This window comes from Streptomyces sp. NPDC058678, from assembly GCF_042714835.1.
GTDB lineage: Bacteria > Actinomycetota > Actinomycetes > Streptomycetales > Streptomycetaceae > Streptomyces.
Map to the genome: position 1 here is coordinate 124,151 of NZ_JBHXSG010000001.1, position 16,843 is coordinate 140,993.

At 70.6% G+C, this 16,843-nt stretch carries 13 protein-coding genes; 3 read left to right on the forward strand and 10 right to left on the reverse strand.

Annotated features, from left to right (window positions below; translation table 11 throughout):
* Window positions 1–122: 122 nt before the first annotated feature.
* The gene (locus ACFWWR_RS00500) at window positions 123–788 is read right to left on the reverse strand and encodes a TetR/AcrR family transcriptional regulator (RefSeq protein WP_383866159.1); all 666 of its coding nucleotides are present in this window, start codon (window positions 786–788) and stop codon (window positions 123–125) included.
* A gap of 158 nt (window positions 789–946) precedes the next feature.
* Here ACFWWR_RS00500 and ACFWWR_RS00505 point away from each other — a divergent pair, with 158 nt between their 5' ends.
* Together ACFWWR_RS00505 and ACFWWR_RS00510 are read left to right on the forward strand one after the other, a co-directional pair.
* On the forward strand, window positions 947–1,825 hold the full coding sequence (locus ACFWWR_RS00505; RefSeq protein ID WP_383866371.1) for a shikimate dehydrogenase: 879 nt from the start codon (window positions 947–949) through the stop codon (window positions 1,823–1,825).
* A gap of 32 nt (window positions 1,826–1,857) precedes the next feature.
* The gene (locus tag ACFWWR_RS00510; RefSeq protein ID WP_383866161.1) at window positions 1,858–3,654 is read left to right on the forward strand and encodes a bifunctional sugar phosphate isomerase/epimerase/4-hydroxyphenylpyruvate dioxygenase family protein; all 1,797 of its coding nucleotides are present in this window, start codon (window positions 1,858–1,860) and stop codon (window positions 3,652–3,654) included.
* Here ACFWWR_RS00510 and ACFWWR_RS00515 read toward each other — a convergent pair.
* From ACFWWR_RS00515 to tkt, 8 genes are all read right to left on the reverse strand, one after another.
* On the reverse strand, window positions 3,641–5,104 hold the full coding sequence (locus ACFWWR_RS00515) for a membrane-associated oxidoreductase (protein WP_383866163.1): 1,464 nt from the start codon (window positions 5,102–5,104) through the stop codon (window positions 3,641–3,643). The two genes, ACFWWR_RS00510 and ACFWWR_RS00515, sit on opposite strands and share 14 nt — an antisense overlap.
* A 174-nt stretch (window positions 5,105–5,278) precedes the next feature.
* Complete coding sequence (locus ACFWWR_RS00520; RefSeq protein ID WP_383866165.1) at window positions 5,279–5,866, reverse strand: histidine phosphatase family protein; 588 nt, start codon at window positions 5,864–5,866, stop codon at window positions 5,279–5,281.
* A gap of 8 nt (window positions 5,867–5,874) precedes the next feature.
* On the reverse strand, window positions 5,875–6,753 hold the full coding sequence (gene gnd / locus ACFWWR_RS00525; RefSeq protein ID WP_384301160.1) for a phosphogluconate dehydrogenase (NAD(+)-dependent, decarboxylating): 879 nt from the start codon (window positions 6,751–6,753) through the stop codon (window positions 5,875–5,877).
* 6 nt (window positions 6,754–6,759) lie between these two features.
* Window positions 6,760–8,430: a glucose-6-phosphate isomerase gene (pgi, locus tag ACFWWR_RS00530; protein ID WP_384301162.1), complete on the reverse strand. Its 1,671-nt coding sequence runs from the start codon at window positions 8,428–8,430 to the stop codon at window positions 6,760–6,762.
* Complete coding sequence (gene opcA, locus ACFWWR_RS00535; protein WP_383866170.1) at window positions 8,423–9,358, reverse strand: glucose-6-phosphate dehydrogenase assembly protein OpcA; 936 nt, start codon at window positions 9,356–9,358, stop codon at window positions 8,423–8,425. Before opcA ends, pgi begins: the two co-directional genes overlap by 8 nt.
* On the reverse strand, window positions 9,355–10,968 hold the full coding sequence (zwf, locus tag ACFWWR_RS00540) for a glucose-6-phosphate dehydrogenase (protein WP_384301164.1): 1,614 nt from the start codon (window positions 10,966–10,968) through the stop codon (window positions 9,355–9,357). Before zwf ends, opcA begins: the two co-directional genes overlap by 4 nt.
* A complete protein-coding gene (tal, locus tag ACFWWR_RS00545; protein WP_384301166.1) occupies window positions 10,965–12,110 on the reverse strand; it encodes a transaldolase in 1,146 nt (381 codons plus the stop codon). The genes zwf and tal overlap by 4 nt, the downstream gene beginning before the upstream one ends.
* A 19-nt stretch (window positions 12,111–12,129) precedes the next feature.
* The gene (gene tkt, locus ACFWWR_RS00550) at window positions 12,130–14,205 is read right to left on the reverse strand and encodes a transketolase (RefSeq protein ID WP_383866176.1); all 2,076 of its coding nucleotides are present in this window, start codon (window positions 14,203–14,205) and stop codon (window positions 12,130–12,132) included.
* Window positions 14,206–14,351: 146 nt separating this feature from the next.
* On the opposite strand from tkt, the gene ACFWWR_RS00555 reads away from it, so the two are divergent.
* Window positions 14,352–15,257, forward strand: coding sequence for an AraC family transcriptional regulator (locus ACFWWR_RS00555; RefSeq protein ID WP_383866178.1), 906 nt, complete (start codon window positions 14,352–14,354; stop codon window positions 15,255–15,257).
* 66 nt (window positions 15,258–15,323) lie between these two features.
* Here ACFWWR_RS00555 and ACFWWR_RS00560 read toward each other — a convergent pair whose 3' ends face one another.
* Window positions 15,324–16,742 (reverse strand): glycoside hydrolase family 16 protein, encoded by a 1,419-nt coding sequence (locus ACFWWR_RS00560; RefSeq protein WP_383866180.1) that lies wholly within the window; start codon window positions 16,740–16,742, stop codon window positions 15,324–15,326.
* Window positions 16,743–16,843: the final 101 nt, after the last annotated feature.

A 16,843-nucleotide genomic window follows, 5' to 3' on the forward strand; every position in this document is an offset into this window, starting at 1 on the left:
CGGCTCGCGATCCGCGACCGATTCGCCCTCGGCCCACCTCCGATTCGCCCCCGGCCCACCCCCGGTCCGCCCCAGGGTGCCCCCTGGGCCCTCGACGCCACCCGTCGCTTTTCGGTGCGCCCTCAGTCCGCCGCGCGCTCAGCCGTCAGGTAGGCGATGACCATGTCGCCGAGCATCGCGCGGTAGTGCTCGCGCTGCGCCGGGTCGACCAGGTCGCGGCCGAACAGGGCGCCGAAGGTGTGCCGGTTGGCGACCCGGAAGAAGCAGAACGCGCTGATCATCGCGTGCAGGTCGACGGCGTCGACGTCGGCCGTGAACAGTCCGGACTTCTGGCCCTGTTCCAGGATCCGGCGGATCACGTCGAGGGCCGGCGAGCTGATCCTGCCGAGCTTCTCGGAGGCGGCGATGTGCACGGCCTCGTGGATGTTCTCGATGCTCACCAGGCGGATGAAGTCGGGGTGCTGCTCGTGATGGTCGAAGGTGACCTCGGCCAGGCGCCGGATGGCGGCGACCGGGTCCAGGTGTTCGACGTCGAGGCCCTGCTCGGCCTCGCGGATGACGGCGTACGCCCGCTCGAGAACGGCGGTGAACAACTGCTCCTTGCCGCCGAAGTAGTAGTAGATCATTCGCTTGGTGGTGCGGGTGCGGGCCGCGATCTCGTCCACGCGGGCCCCGGCGAAGCCGGCCCGGGCGAACTCCTGGGTCGCCACGTCGAGAATCTCGGCCTGGGTGCGCGCGGCGTCACGGATGCGCCCGCCTGTTCGTGCCGGTTCTTCGACGCTGGTCATCGGGTTCCTTCGGGCTACGGGGCAGTGCCGCAGATTGTAGAAGGAGGCCGCCGCGAAGGGCGCCGATCACCGGGCAGGGGCTTCCCGCCGGCCGGTGATGCTGATATAGCTAACGTACTAGTTCGTACATTAGTGAGCCGCTCAGGAGGTCCCGCGTGGTGCCCAAGGACTCGTATCTCGTCGGTCTGATCGGTTCCGGTATCGGTCCCTCGCTCAGTCCCGCGCTGCACGAGCGGGAGGCCGACCGTCAGGGTCTGCGCTATCTGTACCGGCTCATCGACATCGACACCCTCGGTGTACCGCCCGAGGCGGTGGGGGACCTGGTGCGGGCGGCCCGCGACCTGGGCTTCGACGGGCTCAACATCACGCACCCTTGCAAGCAGCAGGTCATCCGGCACCTGGACGCCCTCGCCCCACAGGCCGAGGCGCTGGGCGCGGTCAACACCGTCGTCTTCGGGGAGGACGGGCGGGCCGTCGGCCACAACACCGACGTCACCGGATTCGCCGCCTCCTTCGCGCGCGGTCTGCCCGACGCGCCGCTGGAGCGGGTCGTGCAGCTGGGCGCGGGCGGTGCGGGCGCGGCCGTCGCGCATGCCACGCTCACCCTGGGCGCCGAGCGGGTCACGGTCGTGGACGCGATGCCCGAGCGGGCGGCCACTCTCGCCGACTCCCTGAACCGCCACTTCGGCGAGGGCCGGGCGCTGGCCGCCACCCCCGAGCGGCTGGCCGACCTGCTCGCACGGGCCGACGGCCTCGTCCACGCCACCCCCACCGGCATGGCCGCCCACCCCGGCCTGCCCTTCCCCGCCGCACTCCTCCACCCGGGCCTGTGGGTCGCCGAGGTGGTCTACCGCCCGCTGCAGACCGAGCTGCTGCGTACCGCCCGCGCGCTCGGCTGCGCCACGCTCGACGGCGGCGGCATGGCCGTCTTCCAGGCCGTGGACGCGTTCCGCCTGTTCACCGGCCGGGAACCCGACAGCGCGCGGATGCTCGCGGACATCGCGGAGCTGGCCGGCGCCGTACCGGCACCGAAGTAGTCCTGGGCGTTTCGGAAGACAGAGGTACCGACATGCGTACGTCCATCGCCACCGTCTCCCTCAGCGGATCCCTCACCGAGAAGCTCACGGCCGCCTCCCGGGCCGGCTTCGACGGCGTCGAGATCTTCGAGAACGACCTGCTGGCCAGCCCCCTCACCCCGGAGGAGATCCGCGCCCGCTGCGCCGACCTGGGCCTCACCATCGACCTCTACCAGCCGATGCGCGACATCGAGGCGGTGCCCGAGGACGAGTTCGCCCGCAACCTGCGCCGCGCACGGCACAAGTTCGAGCTGATGCGCAGGCTCGGCGCCGGCACCGTCCTCGTCTGCTCCAGCGTCTCCCCGACCGCCGTGGACGACGACGCCCTCGCCGCCGCACAACTGTCGCAACTGGCGGATCTCGCCCAGGACTTCGGCATTCGCGTCGCCTACGAGGCGCTCGCGTGGGGCCGGCACGTCAGCACGTACGACCACGCCTGGCGCATCGTCGAGACGGCCGGCCATCCCGCGCTCGGCACCTGTCTGGACAGCTTCCACATCCTCTCCCGCGGCTCCGACCCGAAGGGGATCGAGGACATCCCCGGCGAGAAGATCTTCTTCCTCCAGCTGGCCGACGCCCCGCTGCTCGCGATGGACGTCCTGCAGTGGAGCCGCCACTACCGCTGCTTCCCGGGACAGGGCGGCTTCGACATCGCCGGGCTGGTACGCAGTGTTCTGCGTACGGGATACGACGGTCCGCTCTCCCTCGAAGTATTCAACGACGTCTTCCGCCAGGCCGAGGCCGGCCCCACGGCCGTGGACGCCCGGCGTTCCCTCCTCGTCCTCCAGGAGACGGTGGGCGTCGAGGCGCCGCCCGCCTCGGTCGCCCCGACGGGCGTGGCCTTCGCCGAACTCGTCACCCCCGACGCCGAGCCCCTGTCGGCGCTGCTCGGCGCGCTGGGTTTCGCCCGCACGGCACGGCACCGCAGCAAGCCGGTCGACCTGTGGGAGCAGGGCGAGGCCCGTCTCCTGGTCAACACCGGGACGGCCGTACGGCGGGACGGCACCCGGCTGGCCGCGATCGGGCTGGAGTCACCGGACCCGACGGCCGCCGCCCGCCGCGCCGAGGCCCTGCTGGCCCCGGTCCTGCCCCGCCGCCGTGCGCTGGAGGACGCGCAACTCGACGCGGTGCTCGCCCCGGACGGCACGGAACTGTTCTTCTGCGCCACGGACCGCTCCGAACTCCCCAGCTGGCGCGCCGACTTCGAGAACGTCGTGGAGGCGCCGGCATCCGGACACCCGGCCCGCATCGATCACCTCGCCCTCACCCAGCCCTGGCACCACTTCGACGAGGCGACCCTCTTCCACCGCAGCGTGCTCGGCCTGCAGGCGCAGGAGAGCGTGGACGTCGCCGACCCCTACGGGCTGATGCGCAGCCGCGCCGTCACCAACGACGACGGCAGTGTCCGTATCGCCCTCACCGTGGGCGCGGCACCCGCCGACGACACGGTTCACGCCCAGCACATCGCGCTGGCCACCGACGACGTGGTCGCCGCGGCCCGCCGCCTCGTCGAGGCCGGTGGCAGACTGCTGCCGATCCCCGCCAACTACTACGACGACCTGGCGGCCCGGTACGAGTTCGCCGACGGCGAGCTGGAGACCTACCGCGAGCTCGGCATCCTCTACGACCGTGACCCGCACGGCGAGTTCCGCCACTGCTACACCCCCACCATCGGCCGCGTCTTCTTCGAACTGGTCCAGCGCGACGGCGGCTACCGCGGCTACGGCGCCCAGAACGCCCCCGTCCGGCTCGCCGCCCAGCACGCGGTGCGGCGGTTCACTGGCGGCTGACGGTCCGGGTCACGCCGGCGAAGACCGTCGTGGCCAGGATCCAGCCGGCGATCACAAGGGCATACGACAGCGTCTGGTATCCGCCCTCCGGGGCGAAGGCGCCCTCCTGGCCGAAGGAGATCACCGGCAGCAGCAGGTCGAGCGTGTAGAAGATCGGGTCGAAGTTCGGGGCCTCGGACGGCTTGAGCGGGCGCGGGTGGTGCAGCGCGTAGGCGACCGAGCCGATCGCGAGCAGCGACAGCAGCCACACGCAGGCGCGCAGCGGGCGGAAGCCGTAGCCGACGGTGGCGTCCTGGACATGGCCCCACAGACGGCCGTACCAGGGCAGCGTGGTGCGGTGCCGGCGCTGCTTGGCGAGCTGGACGAGCCGGGCGGCGTGGTCGTCGCCGACGCGCAGGTAGGCGGCGGTCAACTGCTCGTAGGCGTGCGGGACGTAGCCCTCGTCGTCGCGGTCCAGCATCGCCAGGCGGCGCGCGGCGGGTTCGTGGGGGGAGAGGGAGGCGTAGACGAGGCCGTTGAGGAGGACTCGTGCGGGCACCGCGTCCGCCTCCAGGAACAGTTCCTCGATCTGGGCACGGCGCAGATTGAGGATGCCGTCCACGGGCGGGCCCTTGCGCAGCCACAGCTCCCCGATGGTGGAGCTGCTCGCCCGCAGCACCCCGTCTCCCGGGTTCGACAGATGGGCGTACGACAGGTCGAGGCGGCCCGAGATCCGAGCGCCCCGCAGGCCGATCCAGCCGACCGTGCGCACGCCCCGCAGGTGGACGTCGCCCTCCACGGCGAGGGTCTGCGCATCGAGCACGATCTCGCCGGGGTGGCTGAGCCGGGCGTCGGTGAGGTTGACCGACCCGGCGACCGTGGCACCGTTGAGACGCACCTCCCCGTGCGCCCGCAGTCCGGGAGCCCACAGGTCGTCGCCGAGGGTCACCTGATTGAGCTGGAGGGCCGGCTCGTCGGTGTCCGACGCGGTGAACTCCCCGCGTTCCATGAACAGCGCCCCGGCGATCTGCGCCCCGCCGAGCCGCACCGGCCCGTGGAAACGGCAGTCCGTCATCCGCAGCACGCCTTCCACCCGCATCGTGGCGGCGGTCAGCCCCGGCAACACGGACCAGGAGAGGTTCAACTGGCGCAGCCGGGAGCCGTACAACAGCGGGGCGTCCTCGAAGGAGCAGTGGCTCAGCCGTACGGCGTGGTCACTCGTCCCGTACCGCAGATCGAGTACGCCGGTGATGCGGGCGCCCGACAGTTTCAGCGCGGGTATCTCCCCGTCCTCGCGCGGGCCGTTGAGCAGCAGCGACCGCAACACGACTGCCCGGACGCTGCGTTCTCGGCCCCACTCGGCCCCGTGCGCCACGTCCTCGTCGTCCGCCGTACGGAAGTTCACGGACTCGCCCCGGGGAAACGCCCGCCACACGCGCAGTTCGGCCGGCGTCAAGTTGTCGATCTCCATCAGCGGGGACTCTGACGTGCCGTCCCGCGGGTGTCAACTCCCCACGGCCGCAGGGACACACGGCGCTCGAAGCCACCCGTCGACGACAAGGGCCCGGGCCACCACGTCAACGCCCTCGCCGCGCCGGAGGTCTGCGCGAGTTCGTGTGGTGGCCCGGGCCGCCGTACAGCGTCGTTACGGCCTGGTGTTCCATTCCGCGATCACCGGTCGACCGTGTTCTGTGGACAGTCGACTGACGGTTGCCGTCGCCAGCTGGAACAGTCGACCGTCCGCAGGATCCAGTCCCAGCCGACGTGCCGTCAGCACGCGCAGGAAGTGGGAGTGCGCCACGAGGATCACGTCACCGTCGGGGAGGGCGGCGTCCACCCGGGCGAGCACCCGGTCGGCACGCAGCCCCACCTCGGCGGGCGACTCGCCCGGACGCCCGTCGGCACCGGGCGGCACGCCGTCGGTCCACAGGTACCAGTCGGGCCGGGTGCGGTGGATGTCGACGGTGGTGACGCCCTCGTAGCCGCCGTAATCCCATTCGTGCAGGTCGGGCTCGGTCAGGACCCCGTTGATGCCGGCCAGTTCGGCGGTGCGTATCGCGCGGCCGAGCGGGCTCGTCAGGGCGAGAGCGAAGGTCCGCGACGAGAGGAGCGGAGCGAGGGACTTGGCCTGTTCCTCGCCGTGCTGGGTGAGGGGCAGGTCGGTCCGGCTGGTGTGCCGGCCCGACACGCTCCACTCCGTCTCGCCGTGGCGGACCAGAAGAAGATCCCCCACGGCCGGGCCTACTTCGCCGACTCGACGGCGTGGCCGCCGAACTGGTTGCGCAGCGCCGCGACCATCTTCATCTGCGGGGAGTCGTCCTGGCGGGACGCGAACCGCGCGAAGAGGGACGCGGTGATCGCCGGCAGCGGCACCGCGTTGTCGATGGCGGCCTCGACGGTCCAGCGGCCCTCGCCGGAGTCCTGCGCGAAGCCCTTCAGCTTCTCCAGGTGCTCGTCGTCGTCAAGAGCGTTGACGGCCAGGTCGAGGAGCCAGGAGCGGATGACGGTGCCCTCCTGCCAGGAGCGGAAGACCTCGCGCACGTCGGTGACGGAGTCCACCGCCTCCAGGAGCTCCCAGCCCTCGGCGTAGGCCTGCATCATGGCGTACTCGATGCCGTTGTGGACCATCTTGGAGAAGTGCCCGGCGCCGACCTTGCCGGCGTGGACGAACCCCGCCTCGCCCTCGGGCTTGAGCGCGTCGAAGACCGGCCGGAGCCGGTCGACGTGTTCCTTGTCGCCGCCGACCATGAGGGCGTAGCCGTTCTTGAGGCCCCAGACACCGCCGGAGACGCCGGCGTCGACGAAGCCGATGCCCTTGGCGCCGAGCTCGGCGGCGTGCTTCTCGTCGTCGGTCCAGCGGGAGTTGCCGCCGTCGACCACCGTGTCACCGGCGGACAGCAGGTCGCCGAGTTCGTCGACGACGGACTGGGTGGCGCCGCCGGCCGGGACCATCACCCAGACCGTGCGGGGGGCTTCGAGTCGGTCGACCAGTTCGGTCAGACTGCTGACGTCGGAGACTTCGGGGTTGCGGTCGTAGCCGATGACGGTGTGGCCGGCGCGGCGGATCCGCTCGCGCATGTTGCCGCCCATCTTGCCGAGGCCGATGAGTCCCAGCTGCATGTCAGTTCACTTCCTGAGATCGCGGTAGGTGGCCACGAGAGCGGCGGTGGAGGGGTCGAGACCGGGCACGTCCGCGCCCTCGGTGAGGGCCGGCTCGACGCGCTTGGCGAGGACCTTGCCGAGCTCGACGCCCCACTGGTCGAAGGAGTCGATGTTCCAGATCGCGCCCTGGACGAACACCTTGTGCTCGTAGAGGGCGATGAGCTGGCCGAGGACGGAGGGGGTGAGTTCCTTCGCCAGGATCGTGGTGGTGGGGTGGTTGCCCCGGAAGGTGCGGTGCGGCACCTGCTCCTCGGCGACGCCCTCCACGCGCACCTCCTCGGCGGTCTTGCCGAAGGCGAGCGCCTGGCCCTGCGCGAACAGGTTGGCCATCAGGAGGTCGTGCTGCGCCTTGAGGTCGTCGCTCAGCTCACCGACCGGGCGGGCGAAGCCGATCAGATCGGCCGGGATGACCTTGGTGCCCTGGTGGATCAACTGGTAGTAGGCGTGCTGCCCGTTGGTGCCGGGCGTGCCCCACACCACGGGGCCGGTCTGCCAGTCGACCGGATTGCCGTCGCGGTCCACGGACTTGCCGTTGGACTCCATGTCCAGCTGCTGCAGGTAGGCGGTGAACTTGGACAGGTAGTGGCTGTAGGGCAGTACCGTGTGCGACTGGGCGTCGAAGAAGTTGCCGTACCAGACGCCCAACAGGCCCAGGATCAGCGGGGCGTTGTCCTCGGGGGGCTCGTTGCGGAAGTGCTCGTCGACGATGCGGAAGCCGTCGAGCATCTCCACGAAGTGGTCCGGGCCGATGGCGATCATCAGGGAGAGGCCGATGGCCGAGTCGAAGGAGTAGCGGCCGCCGACCCAGTCCCAGAACCGGAACATGTTGTCCGGGTCGATGCCGAACTCGGTGACCTTCTGGGCGTTCGTCGACAGGGCGACGAAGTGCTTCGCGACGGCCTTGTCCTCGCCGAGTCCGCCCGGGCCGTGCAGGAGCCAGGAGCGGGCCGCGGTGGCGTTGGTGATCGTCTCGATGGTGGTGAACGTCTTGGACGCGACGATGAACAGGGTCTCCGCCGGGTCCAGGTCGCGCAGGGCCTCGTGCAGGTCGGCGCCGTCCACGTTCGACACGAAACGGAACGTCAGCTCCCGTGCCGTGTAGGCGCGCAGGGCCTCGTAGGCCATCGCGGGACCCAGGTCGGAGCCGCCGATGCCGATGTTGACGACGTTCTTGATCCGCTTGCCGGTGTGACCGGTCCACTCGCCGGAGCGGACGCGGCCCGCGAAGGAGCCCATCTGGTCGAGGACCGCGTGCACCTGGGGCACGACGTTCTCGCCGTCGACCTCGATCACCGCGTTCGCGGGGGCCCGCAGCGCGCTGTGCAGGACGGCGCGGTCCTCGGTGACGTTGATCTTGTCGCCGCGGAACATGGCGTCGCGCAGCCCGAACACGTCGGTGGCGGCGGCGAGTTCCCGCAGCAGGGCGAGGGTCTCGTCGGTGACCAGGTGCTTGGAGTAGTCGATGCGCAGGTCGCCGACGCGCACGACGTACCGCTCCGCGCGCCCGGGGTCCGTCGCGAACAGCTCACGCAGGTGCGCGTGCCACTGGGCGCGGTGGTCCTCGAGGGCCGCCCACTGCGGCCGCCGGGTGAGGGTGGGGGAGTCGGAAGGGGAGCCGGTGGGGGAGTCAGACATGGGCGGGAATCTCCTCGGTGGCCTCGCCCCGCAGGGCGACGGCGTACATCTCGTCCGCGTCGAGGCGCCTGAGCTCCTCGGCGATGAGTTCGGAGGTGGTGCGGACCTTCAGTGCGAGGGTGCGGGAGGGCTGGCCCGGCAGGGACAGCGTGGCCAGCGGGCCCTCGGGGCGGTCGATGACGATCTCGCCGTTCGCGGTGCCCAGACGTACGGCCGTGACGACCGGTCCGGCGGTGACGACCCGGTCGACGGTGACGCCGAGGCGGGCTTCCAGCCAGCGGGCCAGCAGTTCGGCTGCCGGGTTCTCCTCCTCGGCCTCCACTGCCGCAGAGGTCACCTTCACCCGGGCCTGGTCCAGGGCCGCGGCCAGCATCGAGCGCCACGGGGTGAGCCGGGTCCAGGCGAGGTCGGTGTCGCCGGGCGCGTAGGAGCGGACCCGTGCGTCCAGCACCTGGAGCGGGTTCTCCACCGCGTACAGATCGGTGATCCGGCGCTGGGCGAGCGCGCCCAGCGGGTCCTTCGCCGGGTTCGCCGGCGCGTCCACCGGCCACCACACCACGACCGGCGCGTCCGGCAGCAGCAGCGGCAGCACGACGGAGTCGGCGTGGTCGGACACCTCGCCGTACGTCCGAAGGATGACCGTCTCGCCGGTACCGGCGTCGGCGCCCACCCGCACCTCGGCGTCGAGGTGGGAGTTGGTGCGGTCGCGCGGGGTGCGGGCGTGACGCTTGATGACGACCAGGGTGCGCGAGGGGTGCTCGTGCGAGGCCTCCTCGGCCGCCTTGATCGCGTCGTAGGCGTTCTCCTCGTCCGTGACGATCACCATCGTCAGGACCATGCCCACGGCGGGGGTGCCGATGGCGCGGCGGCCCTTCACCAACGCCTTGTTGATCTTGCTTGCCGTGGTGTCGGTCAGGTCGATCTTCATGGCCTGCGCCAGCTCCGTCCGTCTCGTGCGAGCATCTCGTCGGCTTCCTCGGGTCCCCAGCTGCCCGACACGTACCGCGCCGGCCTGCCGTGGTTCGCCCAGTGCTCCTCGATCGGGTCGAGGATCTTCCAGGACTCTTCCACTTCCTGGTGACGGGGGAACAGGTTGGCGTCGCCCAGCAGGACATCCAGGATGAGCCGCTCGTACGCCTCCGGGCTGGACTCCGTGAACGACTCGCCGTAGGCGAAGTCCATCGTCACGTCCCGGATCTCCATCGACGTGCCCGGCACCTTCGACCCGAAGCGGACCGTCATGCCCTCGTCGGGCTGGACGCGGATCACGATCGCGTTCTGGCCCAGCTCCTCGGTGGCCGTGGAGTCGAAGGGGGAGTGCGGGGCCCGCTGGAAGACGACGGCGATCTCGGTGACGCGGCGGCCGAGCCGCTTGCCGGTCCTGAGATAGAAGGGCACCCCGGCCCAGCGGCGGTTGTCGACGTTCAGCTTGATGGCGGCGTACGTGTCCGTCGTGGAGGCCTGGTCGATGCCGTCCTCGTCGAGGTAGCCGAGCACCTGCTCGCCGCCCTGCCAGGCGGCCGCGTACTGCCCGCGCACCGTGTGGACGCCGATGTCCTCCGGCAGCTTCACGGCCTTGAGCACCTTCAGCTTCTCCATGAGCAGCGACTCGGCGTCGAAGGCGGCCGGCTCCTCCATGGCGGTCAGCGCCATGAGCTGGAGGAGGTGGTTCTGGATGACGTCACGGGCGGCGCCGATGCCGTCGTAGTAGCCGGCCCGGCCGCCGATGCCGATGTCCTCGGCCATGGTGATCTGCACGTGGTCGACGTAGGACCGGTTCCAGATCGGCTCGTACATCTGGTTGGCGAAGCGGAGCGCCAGGATGTTCTGGACGGTCTCCTTGCCGAGGTAGTGGTCGATGCGGAAGACCTGGTCCGGCTCGAACACGTCGTGCACGAGCGCGTTCAGCTCACGGGCGCTCTTCAGGTCGCGGCCGAACGGCTTCTCGATGACCGCACGCCGCCAGGAACCCTCGGGGGCGTCGGCCAGCCCGTGCTTCTTCAGCTGGCGGACGACCTTCGGGAAGAACTTCGGCGGCACGGAGAGATAGAAGGCGTAGTTGCCGCTCGTCCCGCGGGAGGCGTCCAGCTCGTCGACGGCGGACCGCAGTTGCTTGAACGCCGTGTCGTCGTCGAAGTCGCCCGGGATGAACCGCATGCCCTCGGCGAGCTGCTGCCAGACCTCCTCGCGGAACGGGGTGCGCGCGTGTTCTCGGACCGCGTCGTGCACGACCTGTGCGAAGTCCTGGTCCTCCCAGTCCCGTCGGGCGAACCCGAGGAGCGAGAAGCCCGGCGGCAGCAGACCGCGGTTGGCGAGGTCGTAGACCGCCGGCATCAGCTTCTTGCGGGACAGGTCGCCGGTGACACCGAAGATGACGAGACCGGACGGGCCCGCGATCCGGGGAAGGCGGCGGTCCTGGGGGTGGCGCAGGGGGTTGGACCAGTCGTCCGCGGAGAGGACCGGGACGGTCACCTCCGGCTCGGTCTCCTCGGTCTTCGCGGTGTCCTGAGCCGTCGTTTCGGAAAGCTCCTCGCTCATTCCCCGTCAACCCCCTTGCTGTTCAGGGACTTCGTCACGGCGTCCAGCAGGTCCTGCCAGGCCACCTCGAACTTGGCGACGCCCTCGTCCTCCAGCTGCTGCACGACCTGGTCGTAGGAGATCCCGAGGCCCTCGACGGCGGCCAGGTCGGCGCGGGCCTGCTCGTAGCCGCCGGTGACGGTGTCGCCGGTGATCAGGCCGTGGTCGGCGGTGGCGTTCAGCGTGGCTTCCGGCATCGTGTTGACCGTGCCGGGCGCGACCAGTTCGTCGACGTACAGCGTGTCCTTGTATGCGGGGTCCTTCACGCCGGTCGACGCCCACAGCGGACGCTGCTTGTTGGCCTGGGCACCTGCCAGGGCCGTCCAGCGCTCACCGGCGAAGACGGCCTCGTACGCCTCGTAGGCGAGCCGGGCGTTGGCGAGGGCGGCGCGACCCTTGAGGGACAGCGCCTCCGCCGTGCCGAGCACCGTCAGCCGCTTGTCGATCTCGGCGTCGACCCGGGAGACGAAGAAGGAGGCGACGGAGTGGATCCCGGACAGGTCCAGGCCCTTCGCCTGCGCCTTCTCCAGGCCGGCGAGGTAGGCGTCCATGACCTCGCGGTAGCGCTCCAGGGAGAAGATCAGCGTGACGTTGACGCTGATGCCGGCGCCGACGACCTCGGTGATGGCGGGCAGGCCCGCCTTGGTCGCCGGGATCTTGATCATGACGTTCGGGCGGTTCACCAGCCAGGCGAGCTGCCTGGCCTCGGCGATGGTCGCCGTCGTGTCATGGGCGAGGCGGGGGTCGACCTCGATGGAGACGCGGCCGTCACGGCCGCCGGTCGCGTTGTATACAGGATGCAGGATATCGGCTGCGGCCCGCACGTCGGCGGTCGTCAGCATACGGACGGCCTCGTCGACCGTGACACCCCGCACCGCGAGGTCGGTGAGCTGCTCCTCGTACCCCTCCCCGGAACCGATGGCTGCCTGGAAGATCGACGGGTTGGTGGTGACGCCCACCACGTGCTTGCCGGCGACGAGTTCGGCGAGGTTGCCGGACTCGATACGCCTTCGTGACAGGTCGTCCAGCCAGATGGAGACGCCCTCGTCGGACAGGCGCTTGAGTGCTCCCGCGGGCGCGGTCGCTTCGGTCACTTTGATCATCTTCTTTCGGGCGATCGGATCAACCACGCGCGGCAGCGAGCGATTCGCGGGCCGCCGCGGCGACGTTCTCGGCGGTGAAGCCGTACTCGGCGAACAGGATCTTCGCGTCGGCGGAGGCACCGAAGTGTTCGAGGGAGACGATGCGTCCCGCGTCACCCACGAACCGGTACCAGGTCAGGCCGATACCGGCCTCCACCGCGACGCGGGCCCTCACGGACGGCGGAAGGACGCTCTCGCGGTACTCCCGGGGCTGCTCCTCGAACCACTCCACGGACGGCATCGACACCACCCGGGTGCCGACTCCCTCGGCCTCCAGCTGTTCCCGCGCGGCCACGGCGAGCTGGACCTCGGAGCCGGTGGCGATCAGGACGACCTCGGGAGCCTCGGTGGAGGCCTCCTCCAGCACGTAACCGCCGCGAGCCGCGTCCTCGTTGGGCGCGTACGTGGGTACGCCCTGGCGGGTGAGGGCGAGGCCGTGCGGGGCGGGGTTGGTGGCGTGCCGCTTGAGGATCTCGCGCCAGGCGATCGCGGTCTCGTTGGCGTCGGCCGGCCGCACGAGGTTCAGGCCCGGGATGGCGCGCAGCGAGGCGAGGTGTTCGACGGGCTGGTGGGTGGGGCCGTCCTCGCCCAGGCCGATGGAGTCGTGCGTCCACACGTACGTCACGGGCAGCTGCATCAGCGCGGACAGGCGTACGGCGTTGCGCATGTAGTCGGAGAAGACGAGGAAGGTGCCGCCGTAGATGCGGGTGTTGCCGTGCAGGGCGATGCCGTTCATCTCCGCGGCCATGGAGTGCTCGCGGATGCCGAAGTGGATCGTGCGGCCGTACGGGTCGGCCTCCGGCAGCGGGTTGCCGGCCGGGAGGAAGGAACTCGTCTTGTCGATGGTGGTGTTGTTGGAGCCGGCCAGGTCGGCCGAGCCGCCCCACAGCTCCGGGACGACCTCGCCCAGCGCCTGGAGCACCTTGCCGGACGCGGCGCGGGTGGCGAGGGACTTGCCCGCCTCGAAGACCGGCAGAGCGTCCTCCCAGCCCGCGGGCAGCTGACCCGCGACGACCCGGTCGAAGAGCTTCGCGCGCTCGGGCTGGGCGCCGCGCCACTTGTCGATGCGCTTGTCCCAGGCGGCGTGCGCCTCGGCGCCCCGGTCCAGGGCCCGGCGGGAGTGGGCGAGCACCTCGTCCGCCACCTCGAAGGACCGTTCCGGGTCGAAGCCCAGCACCCGCTTGGTGGCGGCGACCTCGTCATCACCGAGCGCCGAGCCGTGCGCGGCCTCGGTGTTCCGCGCGTTCGGCGCGGGCCAGGCGATGATCGTGCGCATCGCGATGATCGAGGGCCGCCCGGTCTCGGCCTGGGCGGACCTGAGGGCCGCGTGCAGGGCGTGCACGTCGATGTCGCCGTCGGCGCCGGGCTCGATCCGCTGCACGTGCCAGCCGTACGCCTCGTACCGCTTCAGTACGTCCTCGGAGAACGCGGTCGCCGTGTCGCCCTCGATGGAGATGTGGTTGTCGTCGTAGAGGAAGACGAGGTTGCCGAGCTTCTGGTGGCCGGCCAGCGAGGAGGCCTCGGCGGAGATGCCCTCCTCCAGGTCGCCGTCGGAGACGATCGCCCAGATGGTGTGGTCGAACGGGGACTCGCCCTCGGGGGCCTCGGGGTCGAACAGGCCGCGCTCGTACCGGGCGGCCATCGCCATGCCCACCGCGTTCGCCACACCCTGGCCCAGCGGACCGGTGGTGGTCTCGACGCCGGCGGTGTGGCCGTACTCGGGGTGACCGGGCGTCTTCGATCCGTGGGTCCGGAAGGCCTTCAGGTCGTCGAGTTCCAGCTCGTACCCGGCCAGGAAGAGCTGGGTGTACAGGGTGAGCGAGGTGTGTCCGGGGGACAGTACGAAGCGGTCACGGCCCGTCCACTCCGGGTCCGCCGGATCGTGACGCATCACCTTCTGAAAGATCGTGTACGCCGCCGGAGCCAGGCTCATCGCGGTGCCCGGGTGTCCGTTCCCGACCCGCTGCACGGCATCGGCCGCCAGGAGACGGGCGGTGTCGACGGCACGCCGGTCGAGGTCGGTCCATTCGAAGCTGTCCGGTGTCTGCGTGGTCATCTTCAAGAAGTCCTAGATCGGAGCGAAGTGGCTGGTCTGTTGCCTTCAAACTTAAAAGTCTGACTTTTACGGGGGAAGGTGGCCGTGTGCCAGCCTGTGGTGAAAGTGGGACACGGACGGCTCGACCGAGGCGGCACGAGAGAGACATGGCGGACAGAACCATCCAAGGCGGAGACGGCGACGGTGGCGTGGACGGGATCAGAACGTTCCCCTTCCCGGTCGAACTGAGCGTCGGCGGTGTCGGCATGCAAGTCGGACCGATGGGCACCGGCCGTACCTGGCACGCCGACGCGCCACTGGAACGCGTCCACCGCATCGACTTCCATGTCGTCATGCTCTTCGGTGACGGTCCCGTACGCCACATGATCGACTTCGCCGAGTACGAGGCGACGGCCGGCGACCTGCTGTGGATCCGCCCGGGGCAGGTCCACCGCTTCTCGCCGAGCAGCGAGTACCGCGGAACCGTCCTGACCATGCAGCCCGGCTTCCTGCCCCGCGCCACCGTCGAGGCCACCGGCCTGTACCGCTACGACCTGCCGCCCCTGCTGCGCCCCGACGAACCCCAGCTCACCGCCCTGCGGGCCGCCCTCGCCCAACTGCAACGCGAGTACGAGGACGCCGGCACCCTCCCGGCCGGCCTGCACACCTCGGTGCTGCGCCACTCGCTGACCGCGTTCCTGCTGCGCCTGGCCCATCTGGCGGCCAGCTCCGCGGAGGCGGCCCGGCGGCAGGACGACACGACCTTCACCCTCTTCCGGAACGCCGTCGAGAAGGGCTTCGCCACCAACCACAGCGTCAGCGCCTACGCCGATGCCCTCGGCTACTCCCGCCGGACCCTCGTGCGCGCGGTCCGGGCCGCCACCGGCGAGACCCCCAAGGGCTTCATCGACAAGCGCGTGATCCTGGAGGCCAAACGGCTGCTGGCCCACACGGAGCTGCCGATCGGCCGCGTCGGAGCGGCGGTCGGATTCCCGGACGCGGCGAACTTCTCGAAGTTCTTCCAGCAGCACACGGAGATGACGCCGGCGGCGTTCCGGGCGGAGCTGCGCTGACGCCGCGACACGAGAACGGGGCTCCACGCGTGCGTGGAGCCCCGTTCGGGGAAGCGGGGCCGCGGGTCAGCGGCCGAAGTTGAACCAGTTCACGTTCACGAAGTCCGCCGGCTGGCCGCTCGTGAACGTCAGGTAGACGTCGTGGGTGCCGGTGACCGAGCTGATGTTCGCGGGGACCGTCCGCCACGACTGCCAGCCGCCCGTGTTGGCCAGCGAGAAGCTGCCGACGGGTGTGCTGGTACGGCTGTCCAGGCGGACCTCGACCAGACCGCTGACCCCGCCCGCCGCGCCGCTCGCCACGCGGGCGACGAACTGGGTGGCCGCCGTGGAGCCGAAGTTGACGCCCCGGTAGAGGGCCCAGTCGCCGCCTGCGAGGGAGCCGATGTTCTGGCCGCCGCCGGTGTCGGAGGTGGTCTCGGTGCTGGTGCCGGACTGGCCGTCGTAGGACTCGGCCTGGATGGCGCTGTAGGCGTCACGGTTGCCGGTCGGCGGGGGAGTGGTGGAACCGCCCCCGGCGGCCGACAGCACCTGGACGTAGTCGACGACCATCGGGACGCCGGAGCGGGTGTCGCCGTCCAGGCCGCCGCCGAACGCGTCGGGGAAGGCGCCGCCCATCGCCACGTTCAGGATGATGAAGAAGCCGTGGTTGGTGGCGTTGGTCCAGGTCGTCGCGTCGACCTGGTTGGCGGTGACGGTGTGGAAGTTGACGCCGTCGACGGAGAAGCGGATGGCTTCCGGGCTTGCCGAGCGGTCCCACTCCATCGTGTAGGTGTGGAAGCCGGACTGGCAGGTCGTGCCCGGACACGCGGTCGAGTTGCCTATGCCGGTCGTCTCGTTGCACGGTCCGCCCGGATTGGTGCCGCAGTGCATCGTGGCCCACACGGTGTTGCGGCCCTGGACGTTCTCCATGATGTCCAGCTCGCCGACGCTCGGCCAGTTCTGGTAGTTGCCCCGGTAGGGCGCCCCCAGCATCCAGAACGCGGGCCAGTAGCCCTCCGCGGCGGTGCCGGTGACGTTCGGCATCTGGATGCGGGCCTCGACGCGGAGTTTGCCGCCCGACGGGGGCTGGAAGTCGGTGCGGTTGGTCTCGATGCGGCCCGAGGTCCAGCTGCCGGCCGCGCTGCGCAGGGGGGTGATGCGCAGGTTGCCGTTGCCGTCGAGCGAGACGTTGTTCGTGCTGTTCGTCATCGTCTCGACCTCGCCGGTGCCCCAGTTGGCAGGGCCGCCTGGATACGAAGTCCCGGTTGCGTACTGCCAGTTGGAGGTGTTGACGCCGGTGCCCGCGGCGCCGGTGAAGTCGTCGAGGAAGACCTGCGACCAGCCCGCCGGGGGCGTGGGCGCGGAGGCGTTCGCGGCGGGGGAGGCGACCGTGGCGGCGGCCGCCGCGAGCCCCAGGGTGCTGATGACGGCGACGAGCGCCCGGCGCAGGGGGCGCCGTCTGCGGGACGTGCCGGCGGGGTGGGGTATGCCGGAGGGTTCACTCATGGTGGGGGGGCCTCTCGGGTACGGAAGGGGATGCGCGGGTGCCTTGGAGACACCTTGAGAGCCCTCTGAGAGCGCTCTCAAAGTGCGCCCAATGTGCTCCC

What these genes read in the sequence shown, in the direction of transcription:
- ACFWWR_RS00500 (WP_383866159.1), bottom strand. Translation starts at nt 788, where the DNA reads ATGACCAGCGTCGAAGAACCGGCACGAACAGGCGGGCGCATCCGTGAC.
- ACFWWR_RS00510 (WP_383866161.1), top strand. Translation starts at nt 1,858, where the DNA reads ATGCGTACGTCCATCGCCACCGTCTCCCTCAGCGGATCCCTCACCGAG.
- ACFWWR_RS00515 (WP_383866163.1), bottom strand. Translation starts at nt 5,104, where the DNA reads ATGGAGATCGACAACTTGACGCCGGCCGAACTGCGCGTGTGGCGGGCG.
- gnd (WP_384301160.1), bottom strand. Translation starts at nt 6,753, where the DNA reads ATGCAGCTGGGACTCATCGGCCTCGGCAAGATGGGCGGCAACATGCGC.
- pgi (WP_384301162.1), bottom strand. Translation starts at nt 8,430, where the DNA reads ATGTCTGACTCCCCCACCGGCTCCCCTTCCGACTCCCCCACCCTCACC.
- opcA (WP_383866170.1), bottom strand. Translation starts at nt 9,358, where the DNA reads ATGAAGATCGACCTGACCGACACCACGGCAAGCAAGATCAACAAGGCG.
- zwf (WP_384301164.1), bottom strand. Translation starts at nt 10,968, where the DNA reads ATGAGCGAGGAGCTTTCCGAAACGACGGCTCAGGACACCGCGAAGACC.
- tal (WP_384301166.1), bottom strand. Translation starts at nt 12,110, where the DNA reads ATGATCAAAGTGACCGAAGCGACCGCGCCCGCGGGAGCACTCAAGCGC.
- tkt (WP_383866176.1), bottom strand. Translation starts at nt 14,205, where the DNA reads ATGACCACGCAGACACCGGACAGCTTCGAATGGACCGACCTCGACCGG.
- ACFWWR_RS00555 (WP_383866178.1), top strand. Translation starts at nt 14,352, where the DNA reads ATGGCGGACAGAACCATCCAAGGCGGAGACGGCGACGGTGGCGTGGAC.
- ACFWWR_RS00560 (WP_383866180.1), bottom strand. Translation starts at nt 16,742, where the DNA reads ATGAGTGAACCCTCCGGCATACCCCACCCCGCCGGCACGTCCCGCAGA.